We start from the raw sequence: 17,510 nt of genomic DNA, 5'->3' as shown, positions 1-17,510 counted from the left end.
ACGGCATGCTCCAGTGATCCGGCAAACGCTGCGCGGATCGGCGACCTGACCGGTCGGTCACCTCGGACCACGATCGTAACGACTGCCGGCTCCGGCGGGTCAGTCTTGATGCCGACACCACGGCATCCCCACCGCTGTTGCGACGCCCGAAACGCCGCGTGCGAGGGCGTCGCCGGGGTCGGCGAGGCGCGTCACGATGCCGGGTGGGGCGCCGGGGCCGGCGCACGCCCGGCCCGCTGGATCTGCGGGTAGACGTGGGTCCCCAGCTCGGTGAACCGGGGCAGCGCCCGGGTGGTGAGCTGATCGCGTTCCCGCGGGAGGTCTTCCCGCACCCGGGTCGGCGAGTGGGACAGGACGAGCACGCGCTCGCCCAGGTACACGGACTCGTCGATGTCGTGCGTCACGAAGACGGTGGAGATACCGCGGTTCAGGTGCAGGTCGCGTACGAGGTCCTCCAGGTCCGCGCGGGTCTGCGCGTCCACCGCCGCGAACGGCTCGTCCATGATCAGCACTTCGGGCCGGTACGCGATGGCGCGCGCGATGGCCACCCGTTGCTGCATCCCGCCGGAGAGCTGCCACGGATGGCTGCGTGCCGACTGCGGCAGTCCGACCGCGTCCAGGGCGTCGGCGACCCTCCGGTCGCGTTCGGCGCGGGAGAGCTTCTTGTGTCGAAGCGGAAGCTCCACATCGCCCTGGACCGTCAGCCAGGGATAGAGGCTACGGCCGTACTCCTGGAACACCAACGCCATCGCCGGGCTCGGGCCCGTCACCGGGGATCCCTCCATCGTGACGAGGCCGCTGGTGGGCCGGAGCAGGCCGGGGAGACATTTCAGGAGGGTGGTCTTTCCGCAGCCCGACGGGCCGACGACGCACAGCAGTTCGCCGGGCATCATGGTGAAACTGAGATCCCCGATCGCCTCGACCTCACCCCGGTCGGAGGCGTAGACCTCAGCGCACCGCGAGATCCGTGCCGCCCTCGGCGGTGAGTCCGCGGAGGACTAGGTGTGGGGACGCTCGCGCCGGCCGGCGATCCGGTCGGACGATCACCTTCGTCGCCGGTATCGGGCCGGCCCCGGCCCCTGCCCACGGTTGGGGTTGAGCGATCGTGCGCGGAGCGCCAGGTGATGCGGTCCGGGGTGGGGCCACCTCGCCTCCCGCCTCGGTTCGGGTCCACGGCGGCCCACCGCCTGACGCACGAGATACCCCCGTGCGTGCTGCGGCTCCGCGGGCGGGACGAGCGGTTCGCGCCATGGCCCCCGTACCAGGGCGGACCGGCTGCGCCGGACGAGCAGGGGATCGAGAAGGATTCCGGCGGCGAGGCTGGACGCGTTGTCGAGGAGTTCGCCGGTTGCGCCGACGGGCAACGTGCCGTCGCCGAGGCCGGGATGGCAGCGGCCCCCGAGCAGGAAAGGGTGCGAGCGCCGAAGGGTCCGGGACAGCACGGCATGAGGACGCGTAGACATGACCTGATCTCTCTGAGGACGTGACAGACGGCATGGCAAAGAGCCGACGGCGACGTCGGCGACCGATGCATCGGGAAGGTGTCAGGTCTAGAGAGCAGGCGGCGTCACGCGGGGTGAATTCCTCTCGTGAGCGGGTGGCGAAGATCCAGGTACACGCTAGGTCGGGACGAACTGGCGAGGCCACCCATTTCGGCACCGTGGGCGCGGTATGCCGGTACCGGCGATTTTGCCGATGCGGACGAGGGCGGGCAGGGCAAAGGATGACATCTGTCGATGTAACCCCACCCGCAGGGAGTGCCCGGCATGTCATCACCCACCACCACCCGTCCCCGTTCCCTCGCTGCTCGTGCCGTCGGGATGGCGCTGGCCGCCGTCCTTGCCGCCGGCGGTGTGCTCGGCGCGTCGTCCGGCGCCGCGCAGGCCGCGGACAACCCGTACGAGCGCGGCCCCGACCCCACCGTGGCGATCCTGGAAGCCAGCCGCGGCCCGTTCACCGTCGCCACGGACAACGTCTCCCCGCTCAGCGTCACCGGCTTCGGCGGGGGAGTCATCTACTACCCGACCAGCACGAGCGCGGGCACCTTCGGCGCCATCGCCATCTCGCCCGGCTACACCGCCGCCTGGTCCAGCATCGACTGGCTCGGGCCCCGAATCGCCTCACACGGCTTCGTGGTGATCGGCATCGAGACGATCACCCGGCTGGACCAGCCGGACAGCCGGGGCCGGCAGCTGCTGGCGGCACTGGACTACCTGACCCAGCGCAGCTCGGTGCGGGGCCGGATCGACGCCACCCGGCTCGCGGTCGCCGGCCACTCGATGGGCGGCGGCGGGGCACTGGAGGCCGCCGCGTCGCGCCCGTCGCTGCAGGCCGCCGTGCCGCTGGCGCCGTGGAACCTGGACAAGACCTGGTCCGGGCTCCAGGTGCCGACCCTGATCGTCGGTGGCGAGGCGGACACCGTCGCCCCGGTCGCGACGCACTCCGAGCCCTTCTACAACAGCATCCCGGCCTCGGCCGAGAAGGCGTACCTGGAGTTGAACGGGGCCAGCCACTTCTTCCCGCAGACGGTGAACACGCCCACCGCCCGGCAGATGGTGGCCTGGCTGAAGCGGTTCGTCGACAACGACACCCGGTACGAGCAGTTCCTCTGCCCGGGGCCGAGCGGTCTGGCGATCGAGGAGTACCGCAACACCTGCCCGAGCGCCTGAGCCTGCCGGACTGCCTGACCGGCCCGCCGTCGCCCCGCGCGACGGCGGGCCGGCTGCCGTCCGGTCCCCGGTGCACTGTGCCCGGTCGCCCCGGGAGCGCCCCGGCGTGGGCACCGGGCGGAGGTATTGACGCCGGAGGCGAGAAACGTACACTCCCAGTGTAAATATTGCGCCCCGCCGGACCGAGGGATGGGCCAATGGAGCAAGGGCTCGCGCTGCACCACATCGGGGTGCGCTTCGGTGGTCTCACCGCCCTCGACGACGTCTCGCTGCGGGTGCCCGCCGGCCGGGTGGTGGGCGTGATCGGCCCCAACGGCGCCGGGAAGACCACCCTGTTCAACGTCATCTGCGGCTTCGTCGCCCCGGACGCGGGCGCCCTCACCCTCGACGGCCGCCCACTGCGGCCCCGGCCGCACCGGCTGACCCGGCTGGGCATCGCCCGGACGCTGCAGGGGACCGGGCTGTTCGCCGGGCTCACCGTGCTGGAGAACGTGATGACCGGCGCCACCCACACCACCCGTGCCGGCTTCCTGCCGGCGCTGCTCGGCCTGCCCGCCAGCGACCGCGACGAGCGCCGGCTGCGCCGGGACGCCCTCGACGTGCTCGACCGGCTGGGCGTCGCCGGGCACGCCGCCGCCGCGCCGGGCACGCTGCCCTTCGCCGTACGACAGCGGGTCGCCCTGGCCCGCGCCCTGGTGGCCCGGCCCCGGCTGCTCCTGCTCGACGAGCCCGCCGGCGGCCTCGGCGCGGAGGACATCGCCGAGCTCGCGGAGCTGATCCGCGAGCTGCCCGGTCGTGACCCGGACCCCTGCGCCGTGCTGCTCGTCGAGCATCACATGGATCTGGTGATGTCCGTCTGCGACGACATCGTGGTGCTCGACTTCGGGCGGGTGATCGCCGCCGGCCCGCCGGACGAGGTGCGCGACGACCCGGCGGTCGCCGACGCCTACCTGGGCGCGGCCGTGGACGAGGCCGCCGCATGAGCGGGCGAATCGGCCGGCTCGACGCGCCGGCCCCGCCCCGCGAGGGCGCGAGCGGCGGGGACCTGCTCACCGTGCGGGGGCTGGTAGCCGGCTACGGCGCCGCGCCGGTGCTGCGCGAGGTCGACCTCACCGTCCCCGCCGGCACCATCGCGGCGGTGGTCGGGGCGAACGGCGCCGGCAGGACCACCCTGCTGCGCGCCCTGTCCGGCATGCTGCGCCCGCTGGCCGGCCAGGTCGTGCTCGCCGGGGAGGACCTGCGCGGCACCCCGGTGGAGCAACTGGTGCGCCGGGGGATGGCGCACGTCCCCGAGGGGCGCGGGGTGATCGGCGAGCTCACCGTGGACGAGAACCTGCGGCTGGGCGGGCTGTGGCGCCGCGACAAGGCCGACTCCGCCCGCGCCCGGGACGAGGTGTACCAGCTCTTCGAGCCGCTGGCCCGGCGTCGTGGCCACCTCGGCCACCAGCTCTCCGGCGGCGAACGGCAGATGCTCGCCCTCGGCCGGGCCCTGGTCGGCCGGCCCCGCCTGCTGCTGCTCGACGAGCCGTCGCTCGGGCTGGCGCCGCGGGTGGTCGCCCAGATCATGGCCCTGCTGCGCCAGCTTCGCGACGGCACCGGGCTGACCGTGCTGCTGGTCGAGCAGAACGTCCGCAGCGCTCTCTCCGTCGCCGACCAGGGGATCGTGATGTCCCTCGGCCGGGTGGTCCGCGCCGCCCCGGCGCAGCGGCTGCGCGACGACGTCGACCTGCGGCACGCGTATCTCGGATTCTGAACCCCCTCGTCTCCTCCGAAGGAGGACTGTGGAGCGCTTCGTCTTCCTCACCTTCGACGGCTTCTCCCGGGGCGCCGTCTACGCGGCGTTCGCGCTGGCACTGGTGCTCATCTGGCGGGCCGCGCGGATCGTCAACTTCGCCCAGGGCGCGATGGCCGTCGCAGCCGCGTACGTCGCCTACAGCGTGTCCGTGGCGACCGGCTCCTACTGGCTGGGCTTCCTGGCCGCGCTCGCCGCCGGTCTGCTGCTCGGCGCGGTCGTGGACCGGGCGGTGATGCGCTTCGTCGACCACGCCTCACCACTCAACCCGGTGATCGTCGCGCTCGGGCTGGTCCTGGTGATCCAGGCCGTCCTCGGCATGCTCTACGGCAACGAGTTCCGCCCCGTCGGGACGCCGTTCAGCCGCGCCGCGCTCACCGTCGGCGGGTTCGCCGTCGGCTCGCCGTACGACCTGTTCGTCTTCGCCACGGTGGGGGTGACCATGGTCGCGCTCGCCTGGATCTTCGCGCGTACCCCGGTCGGTCTGCGGATGCGCGCGGCGGCCTTCGCCCCGGAGGTCTCCCGCCTGCTGGGGGTCAACGTGGGCGGCATGCTCGCCCTCGGCTGGGCCCTCGCCTCGGGGGTGGGGGCCCTGGCCGCCATGCTGGTGATCCCCACCGAACTGGGTCTGCACCCGAACGCCATGGACCTGGTCTTCGTCTCGGCGTTCACCGCGGCGGTGGTCGGCGGACTGGACAGTCCGCCGGGGGCGGTGGTCGGCGGACTGCTGGTGGGCCTGCTGCTCTCCTACGTCAGCGGATACGCCGGCAGCGACCTCACCCCGCTCGCGGTGCTGGTCCTGCTGCTGGCCGTGCTGCTGGTCCGCCCCGGCGGGCTGTTCGCCTCGGCCACCGCGAGGCGGGTGTGAGCGCCACCCGGGCGGCGGCGCCGCCGCAGCGGGCGGTCACCGGCACGCGCGCCGACGGCCGCCGCGGGTCCACGCTGCTGCGGCACCTGGCGGTGGCGGCCGTCGCGGCACTGCTGGTGCTGGCGGCGAGCTACGGCCTGGCGCCGTTCCGCAACTTCCAGCTCGCCACGGTGGCCGCCTACCTCTGCGCGACCGCCGGACTGACCGTCCTGACCGGACTCAACGGTCAGCTCTCGCTCGGGCACGGCGCACTGATGGCGGTCGGCGCCTACACGGTGGCGCTCTGCCAGGGCGCGTTCGCCGACCACGGGATGACCGACGGCTGGCTGCTCCCGCTGTCGCTGGTCGCGGCGGTCCTGGTCACGGTGGGTGTCGGCGCCGTGGTCGGGGCGGTCGCCGCCCGCCTGCGCGGTCCGTACCTCGCCGGCGTGACGCTGGCCGTCGCGGTCGTGGTGCCCGCCCTCACGGTCACCTTCGACGACGTCTTCAACGGCGACCAGGGGCTCTCCGTGCCGGTCGAGCCGCCGCCGCTGGCGCTCGGCGCCTACTTCCCCTACGAGCGGTGGCAGCTCTGGATCGCCACGGCGGCCACCCTGGTCGCCCTGGTGCTGCTGGCCAACCTGGTCCGCAGCCGGTACGGCCGCACCTTCCGGGCGGTCCGGGACGACGAGGTGGCGGCCCGCCTCGCCGGCATCCACGTGGCCCGTACCCAGGTGCTCGCCTTCGTGGTCAGCGCGGCCGGCGCCGGGCTCGGCGGCGCGCTGCTCGCGGTGCTCGCGCAGAGCGTCTCGCCCGGGGGGTTCTCGCTGACCCTGTCGCTCTTCCTGCTCATGGCCGTGGTGATCGGCGGTCTCGGCCGCCTCGCCGGGGCGCTCTGGGGAGCCGTCCTGCTGGTCGCACTGCCCGACCTGACGCACTCCGTGACCGACCTGCTCACCGTCTCACCCGCGGTGGCGCAGCGGCTGGAGGGCAACCTGCCGTTGGCGATCTTCGGGATCACCCTGGTCGTCGTCATGATCGCCGCGCCCGGCGGCGTGCAGGGACTGCTGTCCCGGCTCGGCCGGGAGCTACTGGCCCGGTGGCCGGGGCGGCGCTCCTAGCAAGCCCCGGCGGCGTGGCCGCCGGCACCCAACCCACCACCCGATTCAGGAGAACCGGACCGAAGAAAGGTCGGTGTTCCACATGCACCGTACGACACGACGTGGTCTCGCGGTCGTCAGCACCATCGCCCTGCTCGTCGCCGCCGCGGGTTGCGGTGGCGACGAGGGCCCGGGCGGCGCCGGGCGGGGGACGGTGCCCGGCGTCACCGACACCGAGATCGTGGTCGGCACCCACATGCCGCTGACCGGACCGGCCTCGGCCGGTTACTCGAAGATCGCCCCGGCCACCAAGGCGTACTTCGACTACGTCAACGCCAACGGCGGGGTGCACGGCCGGAAGATCACCTACAAGATCATGGACGACGGCTACAACCCGGCGAACACCCAGCAGGTGGTCCGCCAACTGGTGTTGCAGGACAAGGTCTTCGCCGTGCTCAACGGGCTCGGCACGCCGACCCACACCGGCGTGCTCGACTTTCTCAAGAGCAACCGCGTCCCGGACCTCTTCATCGCCTCCGGCAGCCGCAGCTGGGACCAGCCGGCCAAGTATCCGGGCTCGTTCGGCTTCAACCCCGACTACACGGTGGAGGGCAAGATCCTGGCCAACCACGTGAAGACCGCGCTGCCCGGCCAGAAGGTCTGCTTCCTCGGCCAGGACGACGACTTCGGCCGGGACAGCCTGGCCGGGGTGGAACAGGTGCTCGGCGCGGGCGCGGTGGCGGTCAAGCAGACGTACGTCACCAGCAACACGAACGTGGCGCCGCAGATCGGCGCGTTCAAGGCCGCCAACTGCCAGGTGGTCGTCCTGGCCACCGTGCCCGGCTTCACCGCGCTGTCGATCGGCACCGCCGCCCGGCTCGGCTTCAAGCCGCAGTGGCTGGTCTCCAACGTCGGCGCCGACCACCCCACGCTGGCCAAGCAGCTCGGCGCGGCGGCCGGCCTGCTGGAGGGCATGGTCGGCGCCAACTACCTGCCGATGCAGAACGACGCGGCCAACCCGTGGATCCAGCTCTTCACCAAGGTGAACAAGGAGCACAACGGGGACGCGCCGTTCGACGGCAACACCGTCTACGGGATGGCGGTCGGCTACCTCTTCGTGCAGGTGCTCCAGGCCGCTGGTCAGGACCTGACCCGGGAGTCCCTGCTCAAGGCGGTCGCCAGGGGCGGCTTCCAGGGGCCGGGGCTCGCGCCGCTGCGCTACTCCGACAGCGACCACTCCGGCTATGGCGGGGAGCGGCTGACCCGGGTCAGCGGGGGCGTGCAGGCGTACTTCGGGCCGACGTACGAGACGGACGAGCGCGACGGGCCGGTGCGTGAGTACACCGCCCAGCCGGTGACCCCGCCGGCCAACGGGATCCCGACCGCGTCCTGAGCGACCGTGCCGGGCGGGCGGGGTCACCCACGGCCCCGTCCGCCCGGCACCGTGGCCGCGCCGGCCCGGCGGGCCGGTCAGCTCAACCGCTCGACGATCATCGCCATCCCCTGCCCGCCGCCGACGCACATGCTCGCCAGCCCGACCTGCCGGTCGTGCCAGCGCAGCGCGTTGAGCAACGTCGTGGTGATCCGGGCGCCGGTCATCCCGAACGGGTGCCCGACCGCGATCGCGCCGCCGTTGACGTTGAGCCGGTCCCAGTCGACGCCCAGCTCGTGCGCGCTGGGCACCACCTGCGCGGCGAACGCCTCGTTGATCTCGACCAGGTCGACGTCGGCGACGGACATCCCGGCGCGGCGCAGCGCCTGCCGGGACGCCTCGACCGGGCCGAGCCCCATCACCTCGGGGGAGAGCGCGCTCAGCCCGGTGGCCACGATCCGGGCCAGCGGGGTGACCCCGAGTTCCCGGGCCCGCACGTCGGACATCACCACCAGCGCGGCGGCCCCGTCGTTGAGCGGGCAGCAGTTTCCCGCGGTCACCGTGCCGTCCGGCCGGAACACCGGTGCCAGCGCGCGCACCGCCGCCAGGGTCACCCCGGGACGTGGCCCGTCGTCGGCGGTGACCACCCCGCCGCCGGGCACGGTGACCGGGGTGATCTCCCGGGCCCAGAAGCCGTCGGCGATGGCCTTCTCGGCGAGGTGCTGCGACCGTACGGCGAACTCGTCCTGACTGTCGCGGGAGACCCCGCGCAGCCGGGCCACGTTCTCCGCGGTCTGTCCCATGGCGACGTAGACGTCCGGCAGTTGGCCGTCGTCGCGGGGGTCGTGCCAGCGGGGCGCCCCACCGGCGGCCCGGTCGGCGGTCCGGGTCACCGCCTCGGCGAACCGCGGGTTGGCGCTGCCCGGGTGCCCTTCGCTGCGGCCCCGGTCGTACCGGGAGACGCACTCCACCCCGGCGGAGACGAAGGCGTGGCCCTCGCCGGCCCGGATGGCGTGCAGCGCCATCCGGGTGGTCTGCAGAGACGACGAGCAGTACCGGTTCACGGTGGTGCCGGGCAGGTGGTCCAGTCCGAGCAGGACCGCCACCACCCGGGCGAGGTTGTGGCCCTGCTCGCCGGCGGGCTGGCCGCAGCCGAGCATCAGGTCGTCGAGTTCCCGGGGGTCGAGCTGCGGCACCTGGTCGAGAGCGGCCCGGACGATGGTGGCGGCCAGGTCGTCCGCGCGCAGATCGCGCAGGGAACCCTTGTTCGCGCGGCCGATCGGGGATCGGGCGGCGGCGACGATGACGGCTTCCGGCATGACGGTGTCCTTTCCGGACTTCACATTCTATTTGCACTGACGATGCGGTTATTGCCGAGCCCGTGTCAACGCAATGTGAGATGTTGCGCGAGATCCGTCGTTGACGCCCATCACGCGGCCTCATACTGTTTGCATCGTGAATGCAGGTTCAGGTCGGGTCGTCCTCGTCGCCGACGCCAACCGCGGGATCGGCCTGGCGGCGGGAGCGCCGGCTGGTCCCGCCGCGGGACGGCCGGATCCGCTCGCCCTTCGCGATGACCGGGCCGGCGGTCGCCTCGTCCGACGCCACCACCATCGCCAACCGGTCGAGTGCGGACCAACCAGGCGCACGGGGCGGTGGGCCCCAGCCAGGACGGCCCGCTGGCCCGGGTCCGGGTGCGGGCCCGCGCGCTGCGTCCGGCCGACGGCCCGGACGAGGCGCACCGGCCGTCGCCGGCCCGTCGCGAGCTGCGCCGACGCCGCGCCGACGCGTCGGCGGCGCGCGTCTAGACTCGGCGGGCAGTGAGGCGTGACAGCGTCGAGGAGGGCAGCGCGGATGGGTGGGGTGCAGGCGCCCGGCCGGGTGGACGGGCGGACGGCCCGGGCCGCGCGGACCCGCGCGGCGATCGTCGAGGCGCACCTCGCGCTCATCTCCGAGGGGGACCTGCGGCCGACCGGCGAGCGCATCGCGGAGCGGGCCGGCGTCTCGCTGCGTACGCTCTGGACGAACTTCAAGGACATGGAGACGCTCTTCGAGGCCAGCGGGGCGGAGGTGCTCCGCCAGCAGGACGCCGCGTACCGGCCGATCGCGCAGACGCTGCCGTTGGCCAAGCGGGTCGACGCGTACTGCCGGCAGCGGGCGCGGTTGTTGCAGCTCATCGCGCCCTCCGCGCGGGCGGCGCAGATGCGCGAGCCGGTCTCCGACCAGCTGCACCGCAACCGGCTGGTGCACATCTCGCGGGTCCGCGAGGAGGTCGAGCAGCTCTTCGCGGCCGAGCTGGCACAGGCCGGGTCCGGTCGGGAGCAGGTGCTGCACGCGGTGGTCGCGGCGAGCATGTGGCCGGCCTGGTCGATGCTGCGCGACGGGCTGGGGCTGGGCGTGGACCAGGCGCGGGCGGTGATGGCCCGGACGGTGGGCGCCCTGCTGGCCGGCGCTCCCCGCTGACCGGCCGGAACTCTTTCCATCCGGTTTCCGATAGGTAACACTCGATGCATGGTTGCTGCATCATCAGTGCAAATAACTGGGCTGCCGGGTCGGGACACCGAGTGTGCGTCCATCCGGCGGCTGGTCGACGGCCTGCCGGACGCCGGAGGAGCGCTGCTGGTGTGGGGCGAACCGGGCGCCGGACGCAGCGTCCTCGTCGGCTACGCCCACCGGTACGCCACCCGCTGTCAGCGGCTGGCCGGCGCCGGCCTGGCGGACGAGGCCGCGCTGCCGTACGCGGGCCTGCAACGCCTGCTCGACCCGCTGCTCGACCGGGCCGACGCCCTGCCCGAGCCGCAGCGCGGGGTGCTGCGGCGGACGCTGGCCGGCGCGGGCTGCCCGGCCGACCACCGGCTCGCCCTGTCGATGGCCGTGCGGGGACTGCTCGCCGCCGCCGCCCGGGAGCGCCCGCTGCTCTGCACGGTCGACGACGTCGATCGCGGCGACCCGCCGACCGCGGCGGTGCTCGGCTTCGTGGCCCGCCGGCTGCGTCACCTGCCGGTCGCCATGCTGCTCACCGCCGGCACCGACGCGGTCGCCGCCGGCGTGCCCCGGCACCGGCTGCGACCCCTCGACGACCGGGCCGCCGCCGCGCTGCTCACCGACCGGCTGCCCGGGCTGGCCCCCCGGGTGGCCCGGGAGCTGACCGCGGTCGCCGGCGGCAACCCGCAGGCCCTGGCCGACCTCGCCGAGGTGCTCACCCCGGGCCAGTGCCGCGGTGAGGAGCCGCTGCCCGACGGGCCGCCGCTCGACGGCGCGCTGGGCCGCGGGTACCGGGGCCGGCTGGCCGGGCTGCCCGCCGCCACCCGGCGCGTGCTGCTGCTCGCCGCGCTCGACGAGCACGGCGATCCGGCCACCCTGGTCCGGGCCGCCCGCGCCGACGGCACGGCGATCGAGGCGCTCGCCCCGGCCGAGGCCGCCGGGCTGGTCCGGGTCGGCCCGGAACGGGTGGCCCTGGCGCAACCGCTGGCCCGGGCCGTCGTCGCGGCGGACGCGCCGTTGGCCGAGCGGCGCGCCGCCCACCTGCTGCTCGCCGGCGTGCTCGACGGCCCCGGACAACACCTGCGCCGGACGCTGCACCGCGCCGCCGCGGCGGAGGGCCCGGACCCGGTGCTGGCGGCGGAACTGGAGGCGGTGGCCGGTGAGGCCGGCGGGGACGACGGGGTGGCCGCCCTGCACCGGGCCGCCGAACTCAGCAGTGAGCCGCGGCAGGCCAGCGCCCGGCTGGTCGCCGCCGCCGGTCGCGCCTGGGCGGCGGGGCAGCCGCGGCGTGCCGGGCGGCTGCTCGCCGAGGCCGCCGCGGCCGGCCCGGTCGACCCCGTCGCGGCCGGCCGGGCCGAGCTGCTCCGCGGCGAGCTGGAACTGCGCTGCGGCTCGCCGTCGACGGCCTCGACCACCCTGCTCGCCGCCGCCCGGGCGGTGTCCGGGGTCGACCGCGTCGCCGCCCTCGGCGCGCTTGTCCGGGCCGGTGAGGCGGCCTGCCACACCGGCGACCAGTTCCGCTACGCCGAGGTGGCGCGCCGGGTGGCGGCCCTGCGCCGGCCCGAGGACCCGCCCGCCGCGGAGTTGCTGACCTCGCTGGCCGCCGGGGTGGCGGCGACGCTGCGCGGTGACCACGAGCGGGGCGGCCCGGCCCTGCGCCGGGCGGTCGTGCTCGGCAACCGGCTGACCGGGCCGGCGCTCACCCCCGCCGCGCTGACCGGCGCGGCGGTCGCGGGCCTGCTGGTCGCGGTCGACAGCGCCGCCCACCGACTCGCCGAGCGGGCCGTCGAGCTGGCGCGTGCCCGCGGCGAGGTGTCCGCGCTGCCCCGGGCGCTGGAGCTGCGCGCGATCGCGGAGTACTGGCTGGGCCGGCACGAGGCGGCGGCGGACACCTCCCGGGAAGGGCTGCGGGTCGCCCGGGACACCGGCCAGGTCACCTCCGCCGGGGTCCACCTGGGCATGCTGGCGGTGCTGGCGGCGGTACGGGCCGACCGGGAGGCCAGTCTGTGCCGGATCCGCGAGATCGGCGAGGCGCCCGCCCCGCACAGCCGCCCGCGCGCGCTCGCCCAGTGGGCGCTCGCGGTGCTGGACCTGGTCGACGGGCGGCACGAGGCAGCCGCCGCCCGACTGGCCGCGCTGGCCCGCCCCGGCACCGGCCGAGGGCAGGTGCTGATCCAGGTGATGGCCACCCCGTACCTGGTCGAGGCCGCCGTCGGCGCGGGCCGGCGACCGGCCGCCACCGCCGCGCTCGCCGTCTTCGACAGGTGGGCCAGCAGCACCGCCAGCCCGTCCCGGCGGGCGCTCTCCGCGCGCTGCCACGCGCTGCTGGCCGTACGCGGCAGCGCCGACGCCGAACGCGGCTTCCGCACCGCGCTGCGCCTGCACCCGGCGGACGCGGGGGCGTTCGAACGGGCCCGCACCGAGCTGCTGCTCGGCCGGGAACTGCGCCGCAGCCGCCGCCCGCGGGACGCCCGGGAGCACCTGCACGCCGCCCGGGAAACCTTCGGCCTGCTCGGGCTGACCGTCTGGGCCGAGCAGGCCACCACCGAGCTGCGGGCGGCCGGCGAGTCGGTCGGCACACCGGAGCTGCCGGCCGCCCGGCTGCTCACCGGGCAGCAGCTACGGATCGCGCAGCTGGTCGCCGAGGGAGCCACCAACCGCGAGATCGCCACCCGGATGTTCCTCTCCACCCGGACCGTCGACCACCACCTGCGCAACATCTTCCACCGGCTCGGCATCCGGTCCCGCACCGAGCTCGCCCGTGCGCTGCACTGAACCCGGCGCGGCGGCGGTCAGGGCAGCACGACGGTACGGGCGCCCTCGCCGCGGGCCATCCGGTCGAACGCCGCCGCGGCGCCGTCCAGGTCGGTCCGGTGGGTGATCAGGGCGGCCGGGTCCAGGGTGCCGTCGAGCACGGCACGGGCCAGCTCGGGCACGTCCCGGTCCGGGTCGGACGAGCCGTACACCGAGGAACGCAGTGTCCGTCCGGAGTGGAAGATGTCCAGCGCGCTCAGGCTGACCACGTCGTCCCGCGCGCCCATCCCCACCACGGTGACCCGGCCGCCGCGCCGGGCGGCCCGCCAGGCGGCGCGGATGGTCACGCCGCGGCCGACACACTCCAGGGCGTGGTCGACGCCACGCCCGTGGGTGCGCTCCCGGACCGCCCGGCTCAGCGCGTCGTCGGCGACGAGAAAGTCGGTGGCCCCGGCGGCGGCGGCCAGTTCGGCCTTGGCGGGCGACACGTCGACGGCGAGGACCGGGTCGGCGCCGGCGGCCCGGGCGGCGGAGACCACCGACAGGCCCACCCCGCCGAGCCCGATCACCGCTACCGACTCGCCGGGCGCCACCCGGGCGGTCCGGCGCACCGCGCCGACCCCGGTGAGCACCGCGCAGCCCAGCAGGGCCGCGGTGGCGAACGGTAGCCGCGCCGGAACGTCGATCACCGCCTCCTGCGGCACCACCACCTCCTCGGCCAGCGCGCCGAGGCCGAGGGCGACGTGCAGCGGCGCGCCGGCCGAGGTCCGGCCCCGGGCGGTCGCGGGGGAGCCCGTCCGCTCGCAGAACCACGGCTCGCCGCGACCGCAGTACCAGCACCTCCGGCAGGGCGGCGCCCAGTTCAGCACCACGTGCGCGCCGGGCCGGACCCGGTCGACGCCGGGGCCGACCTCGACCACCTCGCCCGCCGCCTCGTGTCCGAGCACCAGCGGGTACGGCGGCGCGACCGTGCCGTTGACCATGGACAGGTCCGAGTGGCAGACCCCGGCGGCCCGTACCCGCACCCGTACCTCGCCCGGCCCGGGCGCCGGCAGCTCCACCTCCTCCACCGTCAGCGGCTGGTCCACGCCGCGGGCGAGCAGCGCCCTCACCGCTGGATCGCCTTGGTCTGGAGGAACTCGTCGAGCCCGTAGCGACCGAGTTCCCGGCCGAGGCCGGACTGCTTGTAGCCGCCGAACGGGGCGAGCGGGTTGAACGGCGCGCCGTTGATGTCGACGGCTCCGGTGCGGATCCGCCGGGCCACCCGCACCGCCCGCTCCTCGTCGGCGGACCAGACGGCGCCGGCCAGGCCGTACCGGGAGTTGTTGGCGACGGCCACCGCCGCCTCCTCGTCGTCGACCGGGATGACGGCGAGCACCGGTCCGAAGACCTCCTCCTGGGCCAGCGCGCTGCCCGGGTCGACGTCGGCGAGCACGGTCGGGGCGACGAACCAGCCCCGCTCGGGCAGCACCGCGTCCGGGCCGCCGGCGATCAGCCGTCCGCCGTCGGTGAGCGCCCGGGCCACGTGGTCGGTCACCCGGTCCCGCTGGGCCGCGGAGACCAGCGGGCCGAGCCGGGTGTCCGGCGCGAACGGGTCGCCGGTCCGGTAGCCGTCGGCGGCCTTGGCGGCCAGGTTCAGCGCCTCGTCGTAGCGGTCCCGGTGCACCAGCATCCGGGTCCAGGCGGTGCAGGTCTGGCCGGAGTTGAGGAAGGCGTTGCCCACGCCGACCCGCACCGCGGTGGCCAGGTCGGCGTCGTCGAGGATCACGTTGGCGGACTTGCCGCCGAGCTCCAGCGCCACCCGGGCGATCCGGTCGGCGGCCAGGTGCGAGATCCGCCGGCCGGTGGCGGTCGAGCCGGTGAAGGAGACCATGTCGACGTCCGGGTGGGCGGCGATGGCCTCGCCCACCTCGACGCCGGTGCCGGGCACCAGGTTGACCACCCCCGGCGGGAAGCCGGCCTCGTGGATCGCGTCGAAGAGCAGGTACGCGGTCAGCGGGGTCAGCTCGCTGGGCTTGAGCACCACCGTGCACCCGGCGGCCAGTGCGGGCGCCACCTTCGCCATCACCTGGTGCAGCGGGTAGTTCCACGGGGTGATCGCCCCGACCACGCCGACCGGTTCGCGGACCACGAGCGAGTTGCCGACGGTCTCCTCGGCGGGCGGCCGGGCGGCCAGGTCGACGTAGCTGCGCAGTACGGTCAGCGGCAGGCCGACCTGTACCCGGGTGGCGACCCTGAGCGGGGTGCCCAGCTCCAGCGCGATCGTCTCGGCGGCGATCGCGGCCCGGCTGGCCAGCGCCGCGTGCAGGCGGTCCAGGGTGGCGGACCGCTGCGCCGGGCCGGTGGCGGCCCAGCCGGGGAAGGCGGCCCGGGCGGCCGCGACGGCCCGGTCGACGTCGGCGGCCGTGCCGGCCGGCACCCGGGCCAGGAGTTCCTCGGTCGCCGGGTTGTGCACCGGGATGGTGTGCCCGGAGGAGGGGGCGACCCAGGCTCCGTCGAGATAGATGTCGGTTCGTGCGAGATCCATCGCGCCCCTCACCGTGGTCGAAAACTAGCGCTGCAAGTTTTGACTCTAGTGCCCCGGGTCGGCCGGGGGGAGGGGTGGAAGCGGCCCGATGTGCTCCTCGTAGGTGCGGGAGAGACCGTGGATGAGCGCGTCGAGGCCGAGCGCGAAGGCGCCCTCGTCCACCCGTTGCTGATGCTCGGCGAGCCGGTGCGCCTGGGCCAGGTGCGGATACCGCTCGTCGTACAACCCCGGGTCCTCGACGAAGCCACGGGCGAACGATCCGAGCGCGGAGCCCGCCACGAAGTAGCGCATCAGCGCGCCGATGTGCGTCGCGCGTGCGGGCGGCCAGCCGGCGGCGACGAGTCCGCCGTAGACCGCGTCGGCCATCGCCAGCGCCGCCGGCCGCCGGCCCGGCCCGCGGGCCAGGTACGGCACGATGTTCGGGTGCGCGGCCAGTGCCGCCCGGTACGAGTGCCCCCACCGGCGTAGCGCCTCGCGCCAGTCGAGGCGGCCGAGGAAGGAGACGTCCACCTGGGCGGTGACGGTGTCGGCCACCGCGTCGAGAATCTCGTCCTTGGTGGCGAAGTGGTTGTAGAGCGAGGGCCCGCTCACACCGAGTTCGGCGGCGAGCCGGCGGGTGGAGAACGCGTCCAGCCCGTTCGCGTCGATCAGCGCGGCGGCGGCGTCGACGATCCGCTGCCGGCTGAGCAGCGCCTGCCTCGGCCGGGGCATCCGCGCCTCCCTCGCTCACTCGTCGGTCCGCGGCAACTCTGCCACAGCCGGGTCTGGACGTACTTAAACTTGCAGCGCTAGTTTATTCGGTATGGACCTTCAGCTCTCCGCGGAGCAGGCGGCGGTTCGTCAGCTCGCCGCCGAGTTCGTCGACCGGGAGGTGGTCCCGCAGGCCGCGGCTTGGGACCGGCGCGAGTCGGTCGACCCGGAGATCGTGGGCAAGCTCGGCCGGCTGGGCTTCCTCGGGCTGACCATCCCCGAGGAGAACGGCGGGTCCGGCGGCGACCACCTCTCCTACTGCCTGGTGCTGGAGGAGCTCGGCCGGGGCGACTCCGCCGTCCGGGGCATCGTCTCGGTGTCGCTCGGGCTGGTCGCCAAGGCCATCGCCGCGCACGGGTCCGCCGCGCAGCGGGCCGAGTGGCTGCCCCGGCTCTGCGCCGGCGCCGCGCTCGGCTGCTTCGCCCTGACCGAACCGGACAGCGGCTCGGACGCGGCTGCGCTGACCACCCGGGCGACCCGCGACGGTGGCGACTGGCTGATCACCGGCGCGAAGACGTTCATCACCAACGGCACGGTGGCCGATGTGGTCCTGCTCTTCGCCCGCACCGGCGGGCCCGGGCACCGGGGCATCACCGCGTTCCTGGTGCCCACCGCCGTCGCCGGGCTCACCCGGAAAGAGATCCACGGCAAGCTCGGGCTGCGCGGGCAGGCAACCGGTGAGCTGCGCTTCGACGCCGTCCGGGTGCCCGACTCGGCGCGCCTCGGCCCGGCCGGCGGCGGGTTCCGGCTGGCCCTGGCCACCCTGGCCAAGGGCCGGATGTCGGTGGCCGCCGGCTGCGTCGGCATCGCCCAGGGCTGCCTCGACGCGGCGGTCGGCTACGCCGGGCAGCGCACCCAGTTCGGCAAGCCGATCGCCGGGCACCAGCTGGTGCAGCAGTTGCTCGCCGCCATCGCGGTGGACACCGCCGCCGCCCGGCTGCTGGTGTGGCGGGTGGCCGACCTCGTCGACCGGGGCGAGCCGTTCGCCACCGAGTCCTCGATGGCCAAGCTCTTCGCCAGCGAGGCCGCGGTCCGGGCGGCCAACAACGCCGTCCAGGTCTTCGGCGGGTACGGCTACATCGACGAGTACCCGGTCGGCAAGTACCTGCGCGACGCCCGGGTCGCCACCCTCTACGAGGGCACCAGCCAGATCCAGCAGCTGCTCATCGGGCGCGCGCTCACCGGCGTCAACGCCTTCTAGCCAAGGGGAGAACC

16 protein-coding genes are annotated in these 17,510 nt (G+C 74.8%); 10 read left to right on the top strand and 6 right to left on the bottom strand.

Annotated features, from left to right (window positions below):
* Positions 1–191: 191 nt before the first annotated feature.
* Positions 192–914, bottom strand: coding sequence for an ABC transporter ATP-binding protein (locus ACIA6B_RS27315; protein ID WP_396777771.1), 723 nt, complete (start codon positions 912–914; stop codon positions 192–194).
* Positions 915–1,766: 852 nt separating this feature from the next.
* On the opposite strand from ACIA6B_RS27315, the gene ACIA6B_RS27310 reads away from it, so the two are divergent.
* From ACIA6B_RS27310 to ACIA6B_RS27285, 6 genes are all read left to right on the top strand, one after another.
* The gene (locus ACIA6B_RS27310) at positions 1,767–2,669 is read left to right on the top strand and encodes an alpha/beta hydrolase family protein (protein ID WP_396777595.1); all 903 of its coding nucleotides are present in this window, start codon (positions 1,767–1,769) and stop codon (positions 2,667–2,669) included.
* 197 nt (positions 2,670–2,866) lie between these two features.
* Complete coding sequence (locus ACIA6B_RS27305) at positions 2,867–3,652, top strand: ABC transporter ATP-binding protein (protein ID WP_396777593.1); 786 nt, start codon at positions 2,867–2,869, stop codon at positions 3,650–3,652.
* Complete coding sequence (locus ACIA6B_RS27300; protein ID WP_396777591.1) at positions 3,649–4,422, top strand: ABC transporter ATP-binding protein; 774 nt, start codon at positions 3,649–3,651, stop codon at positions 4,420–4,422. Before ACIA6B_RS27305 ends, ACIA6B_RS27300 begins: the two co-directional genes overlap by 4 nt.
* Before the next feature lie 28 nt (positions 4,423–4,450).
* Positions 4,451–5,329 (top strand): branched-chain amino acid ABC transporter permease, encoded by an 879-nt coding sequence (locus ACIA6B_RS27295; RefSeq protein WP_396777589.1) that lies wholly within the window; start codon positions 4,451–4,453, stop codon positions 5,327–5,329.
* On the top strand, positions 5,326–6,429 hold the full coding sequence (locus ACIA6B_RS27290) for a branched-chain amino acid ABC transporter permease (RefSeq protein ID WP_396777588.1): 1,104 nt from the start codon (positions 5,326–5,328) through the stop codon (positions 6,427–6,429). Before ACIA6B_RS27295 ends, ACIA6B_RS27290 begins: the two co-directional genes overlap by 4 nt.
* A gap of 82 nt (positions 6,430–6,511) precedes the next feature.
* Positions 6,512–7,801, top strand: a complete 1,290-nt coding sequence (locus ACIA6B_RS27285; RefSeq protein ID WP_396777586.1) for an ABC transporter substrate-binding protein — start codon at positions 6,512–6,514, stop codon at positions 7,799–7,801.
* A 77-nt stretch (positions 7,802–7,878) separates the two neighbouring features.
* Here the strand turns inward: ACIA6B_RS27285 and ACIA6B_RS27280 are convergent, their stop codons facing one another.
* Positions 7,879–9,099: an acetyl-CoA C-acetyltransferase gene (locus ACIA6B_RS27280; protein WP_396777584.1), complete on the bottom strand. Its 1,221-nt coding sequence runs from the start codon at positions 9,097–9,099 to the stop codon at positions 7,879–7,881.
* A 148-nt stretch (positions 9,100–9,247) separates the two neighbouring features.
* Positions 9,248–9,394, bottom strand: a complete 147-nt coding sequence (locus ACIA6B_RS27275; RefSeq protein ID WP_396777582.1) for a hypothetical protein — start codon at positions 9,392–9,394, stop codon at positions 9,248–9,250.
* Positions 9,395–9,408: 14 nt separating this feature from the next.
* Between ACIA6B_RS27275 and ACIA6B_RS27270 the strand changes: the two genes are divergently transcribed.
* The 3 genes from ACIA6B_RS27270 to ACIA6B_RS27260 are packed head-to-tail and all read left to right on the top strand — an operon-like array spanning position 9,409 to position 13,039.
* Entirely contained in the window at positions 9,409–9,588 is a 180-nt protein-coding gene (locus ACIA6B_RS27270; RefSeq protein ID WP_396777581.1) for a hypothetical protein, read from the top strand.
* Positions 9,589–9,634: 46 nt separating this feature from the next.
* The gene (locus ACIA6B_RS27265) at positions 9,635–10,243 is read left to right on the top strand and encodes a TetR/AcrR family transcriptional regulator (RefSeq protein ID WP_396777578.1); all 609 of its coding nucleotides are present in this window, start codon (positions 9,635–9,637) and stop codon (positions 10,241–10,243) included.
* Positions 10,244–10,291: 48 nt separating this feature from the next.
* Entirely contained in the window at positions 10,292–13,039 is a 2,748-nt protein-coding gene (locus ACIA6B_RS27260) for an AAA family ATPase (protein ID WP_396777576.1), read from the top strand.
* Between the two features lie 17 nt (positions 13,040–13,056).
* Here the strand turns inward: ACIA6B_RS27260 and ACIA6B_RS27255 are convergent, their stop codons facing one another.
* Genes ACIA6B_RS27255 through ACIA6B_RS27245 form a run of 3 tightly spaced genes read right to left on the bottom strand, consistent with a single transcriptional unit; the run spans position 13,057 to position 16,256 of the window.
* On the bottom strand, positions 13,057–14,130 hold the full coding sequence (locus ACIA6B_RS27255; protein WP_396777574.1) for an alcohol dehydrogenase catalytic domain-containing protein: 1,074 nt from the start codon (positions 14,128–14,130) through the stop codon (positions 13,057–13,059).
* Positions 14,127–15,545: an aldehyde dehydrogenase family protein gene (locus ACIA6B_RS27250; protein ID WP_396777572.1), complete on the bottom strand. Its 1,419-nt coding sequence runs from the start codon at positions 15,543–15,545 to the stop codon at positions 14,127–14,129. Before ACIA6B_RS27250 ends, ACIA6B_RS27255 begins: the two co-directional genes overlap by 4 nt.
* A gap of 45 nt (positions 15,546–15,590) precedes the next feature.
* Positions 15,591–16,256, bottom strand: coding sequence for a TetR/AcrR family transcriptional regulator (locus ACIA6B_RS27245; protein ID WP_396777570.1), 666 nt, complete (start codon positions 16,254–16,256; stop codon positions 15,591–15,593).
* Positions 16,257–16,347: 91 nt separating this feature from the next.
* Here ACIA6B_RS27245 and ACIA6B_RS27240 point away from each other — a divergent pair, with 91 nt between their 5' ends.
* A complete protein-coding gene (locus ACIA6B_RS27240; RefSeq protein WP_396777568.1) occupies positions 16,348–17,496 on the top strand; it encodes an acyl-CoA dehydrogenase family protein in 1,149 nt (382 codons plus the stop codon).
* The last annotated feature ends 14 nt before the right edge of the window (positions 17,497–17,510 follow it).

Origin of the sequence: Micromonospora sp. NPDC051141, from assembly GCF_044455765.1 — a bacterium.
In the GTDB taxonomy this organism is placed as follows: Bacteria; Actinomycetota; Actinomycetes; order Mycobacteriales; family Micromonosporaceae; genus Micromonospora.
Note: the sequence above shows the minus strand (reverse complement) of the source record. Positions and strands in the feature narration are given on the sequence as shown.

What these genes read in the sequence shown, in the direction of transcription:
- ACIA6B_RS27310 (WP_396777595.1), top strand. Translation starts at nt 1,767, where the DNA reads ATGTCATCACCCACCACCACCCGTCCCCGTTCCCTCGCTGCTCGTGCC.
- ACIA6B_RS27305 (WP_396777593.1), top strand. Translation starts at nt 2,867, where the DNA reads ATGGAGCAAGGGCTCGCGCTGCACCACATCGGGGTGCGCTTCGGTGGT.
- ACIA6B_RS27300 (WP_396777591.1), top strand. Translation starts at nt 3,649, where the DNA reads ATGAGCGGGCGAATCGGCCGGCTCGACGCGCCGGCCCCGCCCCGCGAG.
- ACIA6B_RS27285 (WP_396777586.1), top strand. Translation starts at nt 6,512, where the DNA reads ATGCACCGTACGACACGACGTGGTCTCGCGGTCGTCAGCACCATCGCC.
- ACIA6B_RS27280 (WP_396777584.1), bottom strand. Translation starts at nt 9,099, where the DNA reads ATGCCGGAAGCCGTCATCGTCGCCGCCGCCCGATCCCCGATCGGCCGC.
- ACIA6B_RS27275 (WP_396777582.1), bottom strand. Translation starts at nt 9,394, where the DNA reads ATGGTGGTGGCGTCGGACGAGGCGACCGCCGGCCCGGTCATCGCGAAG.
- ACIA6B_RS27265 (WP_396777578.1), top strand. Translation starts at nt 9,635, where the DNA reads ATGGGTGGGGTGCAGGCGCCCGGCCGGGTGGACGGGCGGACGGCCCGG.
- ACIA6B_RS27260 (WP_396777576.1), top strand. Translation starts at nt 10,292, where the DNA reads ATGGTTGCTGCATCATCAGTGCAAATAACTGGGCTGCCGGGTCGGGAC.
- ACIA6B_RS27250 (WP_396777572.1), bottom strand. Translation starts at nt 15,545, where the DNA reads ATGGATCTCGCACGAACCGACATCTATCTCGACGGAGCCTGGGTCGCC.
- ACIA6B_RS27245 (WP_396777570.1), bottom strand. Translation starts at nt 16,256, where the DNA reads ATGCCCCGGCCGAGGCAGGCGCTGCTCAGCCGGCAGCGGATCGTCGAC.
- ACIA6B_RS27240 (WP_396777568.1), top strand. Translation starts at nt 16,348, where the DNA reads ATGGACCTTCAGCTCTCCGCGGAGCAGGCGGCGGTTCGTCAGCTCGCC.